Here is a 9,689-nt window from a genome sequence, read left to right as displayed (position 1 = left end):
AATATCTGCGCTATCGTTGGCTCCCACTATCTTATACTCATAAGATTCAGATGCTGTTCCATCTACTGATTCAAAGCTTAGTGTTGCAGTAGCAGTTTCACCCTCGGCAAGAGAATCGAATCCATTTCCATATCCATTATTTGTGATCGTAATATCTGCAGCTTCTGGATTGGATGCACCCGCATCAACATTGTTTCCAGAAGTAGTGCTGGAAACACTACCGACTACTCGATCACCAACTGTGAGATTTGCTGTTTGTGACTGCACAGCAAATTCTTGCTGGCCATAATCAACGTCAGAGACTCGTACAACACTATCTTGGGTAAGTGAACCACTATCTAAGGCAATGTCTTCACTAAAGGTTCTCTGTACAATATTGGTAATGCTCGCTTGATCATTAACACCGGTAATCGTTGTTGCAATAGAAGCATCAGCCGTAGCTCCATACTCGTCCTTGACCGTGTACGAAATCGTCTCGCTGGTTGTCTGGCCTTCAGCCAAGTAATCGAAATCATCGTTGGCAGTGAACTTGACCGTGCTTCCATCCGTTGAAGTCTCTCCCCTCTCCGATGAGGCGGAGGCAACGCTTAGAACTGCTCCATCATCAACATCAGTATCGTTCGCCAGTACATCAATGCTGATCTCCTGATTCTCACTGACACTGGCTGTGTCATTGGTTCCTACAGGTGCATCATTAATTGGGGAGACATTTAATGTAACAGATGCAGTATTACTGTCTAAAGAACCATCATTTACCTTGTAAGTGAAAGAATCAGTTCCATTAAAATCTTGATTAGGTTTATAAGAAAAAGTTAAACCATCTTGCCCTAAGGTGACTAGACCATTAGCTGGCTGAGAGAAGGAATAAGATAGAGAGTCATTATCAGCATCAACGGCATCAAAGGAAAGCCCAGTTGCAACAATATCTTCTGATATTTCAAAAGTGAGGGAATTGGCGAATGGTGCATTATTATTATCATCAGGAATATGATCAATAAATAAGGCTGGATTGACTGCAGTATCCCTTACATTAAAAGTTGCAAAACCTAGACGATAATCTCCACCTGTTGTTGAACCAACTTCCAACGTCTCCCAGCCAGATTTACCAAAGTCTCCAACTCTTTTACCAGGGCCCAAGATAGAGGCTAAGGGAGAAAAAGAATCTAAACTACCGTTAAGAGTTCCGCCACCAGAAGTCCCTGGTAAAGGCACAAAAGACGCAAATGATCCATCATTATATGGAGCATAATCGGTGCCTGCAAAGTTCCATTTTACTTCGGATGTTTGACCTTGTCTTAATGTAATATCGAGATACGCATAATCTACATTGGTGATATTTCCAAAGGAATTAGCTTCAGAAACATCAGTTCCCGATAAAAGTAGGTCTCTTCGAGCGCTACTCCAGTTATTTCCTCCAGTAGGGCTTAAAAAACCCATACTGCTCCCATCAACTGGGCTGACGCTATGGTCTCCGAAACTCCTCGAGCCAGTAGTACTTAATCCACCATTCCATCCACCAGTTCCATTTTCAAAACTAAGGGATTCGGAAAAATTAGCTTCCGCCATCGTCGAAAGGGGGCTGGATGTTCCTTCTTTCGATCAACATAGATCGAGCAAATCGATTGCGGCAACTGGGTTTTGTATAGCTATATCCAAGTATTTTTTGTATTGACCGTATGGCTTTAAAACGTCACCAACCACCACTCAGGAGACGAATCTTGATGTGTCGTCTTCGTATATACAAAATTCCGCTGGACTTTCAGCCGAAGGTCAGCTGCAAACACAGATCTGGAGGAGAAACCTTTCAATAAACACGGAGAAATACCCAGCAGGCACCAGCCAACAGTGCTAGGGGGGAGGATCGTCATATCAAAAACAGCCTAATGATAAGGATCTCATATCATTAGGCTGTTTTTGCGATGTTGCTGCGGTTGTTTGGCCGTGCCACGGGCTTTTGAAGTGATGAGTATCACTAGCCACTCGTCGATTACAGCCCTTAAACCGCAGGCGGAATCAGACCAAGGCGACTAACGCAAATCAGTGGAGTCCACCAGGCCGGTTCATCTCATGACCTCGATACTGCTAGCCAATCAGACAGCCATAAGCGTCCTAAGCCCTGCCTCTACATCCGCTTGTCTCATCAGCGCTTCACCCACCAGCACAGCTCCTGCACCAGCGGCTTGAACTCGATCCAGATCAGCCCGGCTGAACAGACCCGATTCACTCACAAGCAGTGCCCCCTGCTGCTTCAACCGGTCGTTGAAGTCGATCAGTAGCCGTTCGGTCGTGGCCAGATCCGTCTCGAAGCTGGTGAGATCACGGTTGTTGATTCCGATCAGGGGGAAGCCACCAATGCTCAGCACACGGTCCATTTCGGTGGCGTCGTGAACCTCCACCAACACGGTTAGGCCCAGAGCCGCCGCAGCCTTGTTGAGATAACGAAGATCCTGATCCGAAAGGATGGCAGCGATCAGCAGCACTGCATCAGCCCCAGCCGCCCTGGCCTGGAACAGCTGGTAAGGGCTCAGCACAAACTCCTTGCAGAGCAGAGGCAGGTCAACGACCTCACGGACCTGCACCAAGACATCAAAGCCACCCTGGAAGAAGGTTTTGTCGGTGAGCACCGAGAGGCAACTTGCACCGCCAGCGGCATAGGCCTTGGCGATCGCCACCGGGTCGAAATCCTTACGGATCACCCCTTTGCTAGGGCTCGCTTTTTTCACCTCAGCGATCACCGCAGGTTTCGTGGCGGCCGCCTGAAGCTCCCCCAGGAAATCCTTGGTGGGGGGAAGCTTGGCAATCTGCTGCTTCAGGTTGTCGAGGGGAACCTTGTCGCGGGCGGCATCGATCTCACGATCTTTTTCCCAGACAATCTTCTCGAGGATGTGACGCGGTTCCTCGTCGTCGTGGGGCACCGCATATTCGAGATGGGCCACCCGCACCTTGGGGTTGGGGGGACGACGGCGGATCTCCATGGAAGAGGGAAAAGACTGGAACGAAAAAAGTGGGACGGGATCAGGCGGCCAGCTGGGCGGCAGCTTGCTTGTAAGCGACCTCCACCACCTCGCTGAGGGTCGGGTGGGTGTGCACTTCGGTGGCCAGCTGACGCACGCTCTGGCGCCGGGCAACGGCATTGGCCACCTCCTGGATCAGGTCGGCAGCGTGAAGTCCATAGATGTGGGCGCCAAGCACTTCACCACTGGTTTTGTTGAACAGCAGCTTCATCAGGCCATCGCTGTCCAGCTCAGCCAGAGCTTTGGAATTGGCCTTGAAGTAGCTGCGAACGGAACCAAGCTGGAAGCCATCCTTCTCGGCCAAAGCTTTGGCATCCGCCTCAGTCAGGCCAACAGAGCTGATCTCGGGATGGGTGAAGGTGGCTGCCGGAATGCTGCGGTAATCGATCTCGCGCCCATGGCCAAGGATGTTGTCCACCGCAACGGTGCCTTGGGCAGCAGCCGTGTGGGCCAGCATCAGCTTGCCGGTCACGTCGCCGACGGCCCAGAGATGGGGAACAGGTTGGCCGTTCACCAGAACGCGCATGGCGTCGTCGATCGGAACGAAGCCACGATTCGTCTCCACATTGAGTGACTCGAGGTTGAGGCCCTTGCTGCTGGGAACACGCCCTGTGGCCACCAGAACGGCATCCACCTCAAGGGTCTCCACCAGTTCACGGCTGTTGAAATCAGCCAGTTCGATCTGCACGGGACAGCCCGGGGTGACCTTGCGGGCCAGCAGACCGGAACGCGCATCGATATCGCGACCATCAATCAGATGACGCCCAGCGATCTTGGCGATGTCGGGATCAAAGGTGGGCATCAGCTTGTCCATGGCCTCGATCATCGTCACCTCGCAACCGAGGGCGGTGTACACATCAGCGAATTCAAGGCCGATGTAACCGCTGCCGATGATGGCGATCCAACGGGGCAGCCATTCCAGGTTGATGGCTTCGTCGCTGGTGAACACCGTGCGGCCATCGGTTTCGATGCCTGGCGGCACAAAGGGATCAGACCCCGTGGCGATGATCACATCCTTGGCGGTCAGCACCCTGTCCACCCCGCTGGGCTCCCGCAGCCCCACCTTCTGGCTGCCCTCCAGACGGCCGTGGCCTCGGAGGATCGTCACCCCTGCCCGCTCAAGGGTTTTGGTGAGGTTGGTGCGAATGGTCTGAACCAGCTGATTGGCGTGATCAGCGATCTTCTGCCGCTCGAACCGCACAGGAGCAGCATGAATTCCGAAGCTCGCGAGGTGCTTGTCGTCCGCCAGTTCCCGCACTTTTCCACTGGCAGCCAGCAGCGCCTTGGAAGGAACACAGCCCCTGTTCACACAGGTGCCACCCATATCGCGGGATTCAACGATCGCCGTCTTCAGGCCGTGTTCGGCGGCATGTTTGGCAGCGTCGAAGCCGCCGTAGCCGGCTCCAATAACAATGACGTCGAAGTCGAAGCTGGCGTCGCTCACCCGAACTGCTGCGATGTGGCGGTCATTGTCGCTCTTCGCCGCTCCAGAAGGAGAGGAACAGCGGCAGACGCCACATTCAGGGATTCCACCCGTGCGCTGTGGGGGAGCGTGACGGCATGGGTGCAGCAGGCCTGCAGGTCCGGATGCAGACCTGCCCCCTCGGTTCCCAGCACCAGCGCCGTCGGCAGCGTCCAGTCGAGATCCCAGTAGGGAACAGGTGGGTCAGCCTTGGTCGCATCGGGCACAAGGGTGGCCACCACCTGCACACCCAAGGCCACCAGCTGCTTCAGTTCCTGCTGAAGCTGTGAAATCGCCATCGCTTCGCTCGGGCCAAAGCGTTGATGCGGCAGCTGAAGCAGAGCACCGGCAGAGGCCCGCAACACCTTCGTGCCGAGGGGATCAACACCAGCTCCCATCCAGACCGCGTTGACGTCAGCCGCCAGGGCTGTGCGCAGCAATGTGCCCAGATTTCCAGGATCCTGAATCCGATCCAGGACAAGGAGAAAATCCAGCTCTGGAGGGACAGTGGGCAGTCGATCCAGGGGGCTCAGGCAGGCAACACCATCGGGTGTGACCGTTGTGAGCGCAGCCCGCAACACCTCATCGGTGACGATCCGCCACCGCGTCTGGGAACAACTTGCAGCAAGGGCCGAATGAACTTGCAACCAGGCTTCGGTCGCGATGATTTCCTCGGGCGCGTTGCCCTGCCTGAGAACTTCCTGCAACAGGTGGGTGCCCTCAAGAAGCAACAGCCCCTCGGCCTCTCGCCCCGCACGGGTGGCCAGGGTTCGCAGCCGTTTGACCAGGGGATTGCGTCGGCTGCTGATCAGGGGAGAGGAGGAATCCAGAGAACGACTCAGAACGCTGCGTGTTTGCGCACGTTCAGGCCTTTGTGAACGCTCAGATTTTCGCCATCCAACTCAAGTCCGTTGATGGCTGCGATCTCCCCCTTGATTCCCTCCGCCGCAAGGTTTTCGATCATCTTTTTGATCACTTGATCCTCAACAGTGGTGTGATCGATGGAATCAGGAGTAAGCAGCTCAAGGAACTTGCCAACTTTGGAAGCAACAACTTCCGAAGCGTTGGAGATCTTGAGAACGATCATGATTGTCGAGAGCTGCTACCCGACAAAGCTAGTGCGGATGGGGAGACTTGAACTCCCACGATGTTGCCACCACTAGTACCTGAAACTAGCGCGTCTACCAATTCCGCCACATCCGCTGGCGTGTCGTATTCGACGGAAAGAACATAGGGCATCGCCGATCTGTGGATGCCCCGGCCCCATAAAAAACTGTCCAGTTTGAACGCCGGCCGTCTAGACGGTCTCAAAGACTGTTGCCAAAATCCGGACATAGGGGATCAGCTCATCGATAATGGCCGTTGCTGAAGCGTCTCAGGAGAGTCTCAAGCAACGCCTCAATGTCAGCGGCGGACACGCCTTGAAGGGAACGCTTCGCGTCAGCGGTGCGAAAAACTCTGCCCTGGTGCTGATGACAGCCAGCCTCCTCAGTGAGGAGAGCATTGAGCTGACCAACATTCCCTCTCTCACAGACATCGATGGCATGAGCGCCATCCTTGAAGCTCTGGGAGTTCAAGTCGACAGGCAGTCGGACTGCATTCGCCTCACCGCCGCCCAGCTCAATGGCTCGGCCCCTCCCTACGAGCTGGTCAACAGCCTTCGCGCCAGTTTTTTCAGCATTGGTCCCCTGCTCGGACGCCTGGGACACGCGCGGGTCCCTCTTCCTGGGGGATGCCGCATCGGGGCACGTCCAGTCGTCGAACACATCCGCGGCCTGAAAGCCCTCGGCGCCGTCGTCAACGTGGAGCACGGAATTGTCACGGCCTCTGTGCCCGGCAGCAAAAAACGCCTGACAGGCGCTCAGATCGTGCTCGACTGCCCCAGCGTTGGCGCTACCGAAACCATTCTGATGGCAGCGGTTCTGGCCGATGGGGTCTCCACCATCGAAAACGCTGCTCAGGAACCTGAAGTGCAGGACCTGGCCAACCTGCTCAACCGCATGGGCGCCCAGGTGAGCGGCGCTGGCGGCCCTGTGATCACCGTTCAAGGAGTGGGGCGGCTCCGTGGTTGCAGCAACTATCCGGTGATCCCGGATCGCATCGAAGCCGGAACGTTCCTGATGGCGGCCGCGATCACGCGCTCACCACTGGTGGTGGAGCCCGTCATTCCCGAACATCTCAGCGCTGTGATCCAAAAGCTTCGCGATTGCGGCTGCTCCATCGAGATCAAGGGGAGGGCCGTGACAATCACCCCCGGCGAGATCACGGCCGTGGACATCACCACCCAACCGTTTCCCGGGTTTCCAACCGATCTTCAGGCACCGTTCATGGCCCTGATGTGCACCGCGAAGGGCACCAGCGTGATCAGCGAGAAGATCTATGAAAATCGGCTGCAACATGTGGCCGAGCTGCAGCGCATGGGGGCATCGATTCGGCTCAAGGGCAGCACAGCCATCGTTGAAGGCGTGGCTCAGCTGAGCGCGGCGCCCGTCACCGGCACCGACCTCCGTGCAGCCGCTGCCATGGTGCTGGCTGGCCTCTCCGCCAAAGGAATCACCGAAGTGGCTGGTCTGAAGCACCTTGATCGGGGCTACGACGACCTCGAAGCCAAGCTCAGCGCTGCCGGCGCTGAGGTGAAGCGCAACATCCTCTGAAGAGGGGCCCTTCAATCAATACAATCCCTGTGCGGGAGCCTGGCGGAATTGGTAGACGCAGCTGACTCAAAATCAGCCGGCCACTGGTCTTGGGGGTTCAAGTCCCCCGGCTCCCATCTCTCCGCCGTCATGAACACCTACGGCCGTTTCCCTTTGGCTCTGGCCAAGGGGAAGGGCTGCTGGGTCAAGGACACCCAAGGGCGGCGCTACCTGGATGCTGTTGCTGGCATTGCCACCTGCACCCTGGGCCACAGCGACAGGGCCATGCAGCGGGCTCTGCGCAAGCAGCTGGGACGGCTCCAGCATGTGTCCAATCTCTATCGGATTCCGGAACAGGAAGAGCTGGCCAGCTGGCTGGTGCGCAACAGCTGTGCCGACAGCGTCTTCTTCTGCAATTCCGGCGCCGAAGCCAATGAGGCCGCGATCAAGCTGGCGCGCAAGCACGGCCATCAACGGCGCGGCATCGAACAGCCGGTGATCCTCACGGCAGCAGCCAGCTTCCATGGCCGCACGCTCGCGGCGGTCACCGCCACCGGTCAACCCAAGTACCACAAGGGTTTTGAGCCCATGGTGACCGGGTTTGATTATTTCCCCTACAACGATCTGAAGGCCCTTGAAGCCCTGATCAACCGCTACGAACAGTCCGGTCCCTCGATCGCGGCCGTTCTGGTTGAACCCCTGCAAGGAGAGGGTGGCGTCAACCCTGGAGACCGCACTTTCTTCTCACGCCTGCGCGAGATCTGCACGGAGCGAAACATCCTGCTGATCCTTGATGAGGTGCAGGTGGGCATGGGGCGGAGTGGCCGCCTCTGGGGTTATGAGCAACTGGGCATCACCCCTGACGCCTTCACCCTGGCCAAGGGCCTGGGCGGTGGTCATGCCATTGGTGCCCTGCTGGTGAACGCGTCAGCTGATGTGTTTGAACCCGGCGACCATGCCAGCACCTTCGGCGGCAATCCCTTTGCCTGCCGGGCGGGGTTGACGGTAGCCACCGAAATCGAACGACGAGATCTGCTGACCAACGTCACAGCCCGAGGCGAACAACTGCGCGACGGGCTCCAGGAGCTTGTGAACTGTTTCCCCGAGCACCTGCAAGGCGTGCGGGGCTGGGGCCTGCTGCAGGGCATCGTGATCCGGGAGGGCAGCAGTTGGACGGCCCCCGCGCTGGCGAGAGCCGCCATCGACCACGGTCTGCTGCTGGTAGCGGCCGGCCCCTCGGTGCTGCGCATGGTGCCCCCACTGACCATCAACAAGCGCGAGGTGCGCGAGCTGCTGCGCCGTCTTGCGGCGACCCTCTCCAGCCTCAGCTGAGTGGACGATCTGTCTGATCTGATCCCACGCTTCGACCTGCGTGGCATGGATCTGCAGTTGGATCGCATGGATGCGGCCCTGCACGAGCTCAACCATCCCTGTCGGACGATTCCCGCGATTCAGGTGCTGGGCACCAATGGGAAGGGATCCATCGTCAGCTTTCTGGAATCAGCCCTCTGTGCCGCCGGCCTCCGCTGCGGGGTCACCACCTCCCCTCACCTGGTGAGCTGGTGTGAACGCATCAGGATCCAGGGGACCCCCATTGCAATTGAAACCCTGCGCAGCCGGTTGCAGGCGCTCCAGCCGCTGAGCGAACGGCATCGGCTCACCCCGTTTGAACTGCTGGTGACCGCCGCCCTGCTGGAGTTCCACCGGCACGCCTGCGAGCTGCTGGTGCTGGAAGTGGGGCTGGGGGGACGGCTTGATGCCACCACGGCCCATCCCTGCAGGCCTGTGGTGGCCGTCGCAAGCATTGGGATGGACCACTGCGAGCACCTGGGACACAGCCTCACCGCCATCGCAACCGAAAAAGCGGCAGCGATCCCGCCTCAGGCCACCGTGATCAGTGGCGCCCAAGCCCCTGAAGTGCAGGAAGTCCTGGAAACAACCTGCCGCACTCAGCAGGCCACGCTCCACTGGGTGAAGCCGCTGAATTCAAGCTGGCAACTGGGCTTGCCCGGCGCCATTCAGCGAAGCAACGCCGCTGTGGCCCTCGGTGCCTTGCAAGCCCTCTCGGGCTTGGGCTGGTCGTTGTCTGAGGCGGTGATTCAGGAGGGCTTCGTCAAAGCCCACTGGCCCGGTCGCCTGCAAACCGTGCATTGGGGCGTCCACACGCTTCGCCTCGATGGAGCCCACAATCCACCGGCCGCAGTGCAGCTGGCCGAAGAACGCAGCCAATGGAGTGGTGCCTGCAACGGTGTTGTTTGGATCCTGGCGATTCAGGCCCATAAGGACGCTGTCGCCATGCTCCAGACGCTGCTGCAGCCCCAGGACCAGGCCTGGATCATTCCGGTGCCGAGCCACAGGAGCTGGAGCCGGTCGGCCCTCCTCCAGGCACTGCCCCAGCTCGAGCACCAGCTGCAGGAGGCCGACGGCCTCGACAGTGTGCTGCACCAGCTCAGCAGCAATGGATGGCCGACACCGATGCCGATTGTTGCCGGATCGCTGTATCTGATCGGTGACCTGTTCGCTCGCGGCGTTGTAACGGCAGAGTGAGCACAGCTTGGGCGTGAACTGTGCTGCGAATCT

General features: G+C 57.9%; 8 protein-coding genes and 2 tRNA genes. 4 read left to right on the top strand and 6 right to left on the bottom strand.

What is annotated here, in order from left to right; all coding sequences use genetic code 11:
- The 6 genes from NCN05_RS07715 to NCN05_RS07690 all read right to left on the bottom strand — a co-directional run.
- Positions 1 to 1,566 (bottom strand): cadherin-like domain-containing protein (locus NCN05_RS07715; RefSeq protein ID WP_250397628.1); only part of this gene is annotated, 1,566 nt, incomplete at its 3' end.
- A gap of 524 nt (positions 1,567 to 2,090) precedes the next feature.
- Positions 2,091 to 2,975, bottom strand: a complete 885-nt coding sequence (gene trpC, locus NCN05_RS07710) for an indole-3-glycerol phosphate synthase TrpC (protein WP_250397627.1) — start codon at positions 2,973 to 2,975, stop codon at positions 2,091 to 2,093.
- 40 nt (positions 2,976 to 3,015) lie between these two features.
- Positions 3,016 to 4,458 carry a dihydrolipoyl dehydrogenase gene (gene lpdA / locus NCN05_RS07705; RefSeq protein ID WP_250397626.1) on the bottom strand — a complete coding sequence of 481 codons (1,443 nt, stop codon included), beginning with the start codon at positions 4,456 to 4,458 and terminating at the stop codon, positions 3,016 to 3,018.
- Positions 4,455 to 5,288, bottom strand: a complete 834-nt coding sequence (locus tag NCN05_RS07700; RefSeq protein ID WP_250397634.1) for a TrmH family RNA methyltransferase — start codon at positions 5,286 to 5,288, stop codon at positions 4,455 to 4,457. Before NCN05_RS07700 ends, lpdA begins: the two co-directional genes overlap by 4 nt.
- Positions 5,289 to 5,314: 26 nt before the next feature.
- Positions 5,315 to 5,563, bottom strand: a complete 249-nt coding sequence (locus tag NCN05_RS07695; protein ID WP_114988434.1) for a DUF8653 family protein — start codon at positions 5,561 to 5,563, stop codon at positions 5,315 to 5,317.
- A 32-nt stretch (positions 5,564 to 5,595) separates the two neighbouring features.
- Positions 5,596 to 5,679: transfer RNA gene (locus NCN05_RS07690), tRNA-Leu, on the bottom strand.
- 152 nt (positions 5,680 to 5,831) lie between these two features.
- Here NCN05_RS07690 and murA point away from each other — a divergent pair.
- The 4 genes from murA to NCN05_RS07670 all read left to right on the top strand — a co-directional run bounded on the left by murA (position 5,832) and on the right by NCN05_RS07670 (position 9,656).
- Positions 5,832 to 7,130: a UDP-N-acetylglucosamine 1-carboxyvinyltransferase gene (gene murA / locus NCN05_RS07685; protein ID WP_250397625.1), complete on the top strand. Its 1,299-nt coding sequence runs from the start codon at positions 5,832 to 5,834 to the stop codon at positions 7,128 to 7,130.
- Positions 7,131 to 7,163: 33 nt separating this feature from the next.
- A tRNA-Leu gene (locus NCN05_RS07680) sits at positions 7,164 to 7,246 on the top strand.
- 13 nt (positions 7,247 to 7,259) lie between these two features.
- On the top strand, positions 7,260 to 8,441 hold the full coding sequence (locus tag NCN05_RS07675) for an aspartate aminotransferase family protein (RefSeq protein WP_250397624.1): 1,182 nt from the start codon (positions 7,260 to 7,262) through the stop codon (positions 8,439 to 8,441).
- Positions 8,442 to 9,656 carry a bifunctional folylpolyglutamate synthase/dihydrofolate synthase gene (locus tag NCN05_RS07670; RefSeq protein ID WP_250397623.1) on the top strand — a complete coding sequence of 405 codons (1,215 nt, stop codon included), beginning with the start codon at positions 8,442 to 8,444 and terminating at the stop codon, positions 9,654 to 9,656.
- The last annotated feature ends 33 nt before the right edge of the window (positions 9,657 to 9,689 follow it).

Source organism: Synechococcus sp. MU1651 (assembly GCF_023630635.1).
Taxonomy (GTDB): Bacteria; Cyanobacteriota; Cyanobacteriia; order PCC-6307; family Cyanobiaceae; genus Parasynechococcus.
Note: the sequence above shows the minus strand (reverse complement) of the source record. Positions and strands in the feature narration are given on the sequence as shown.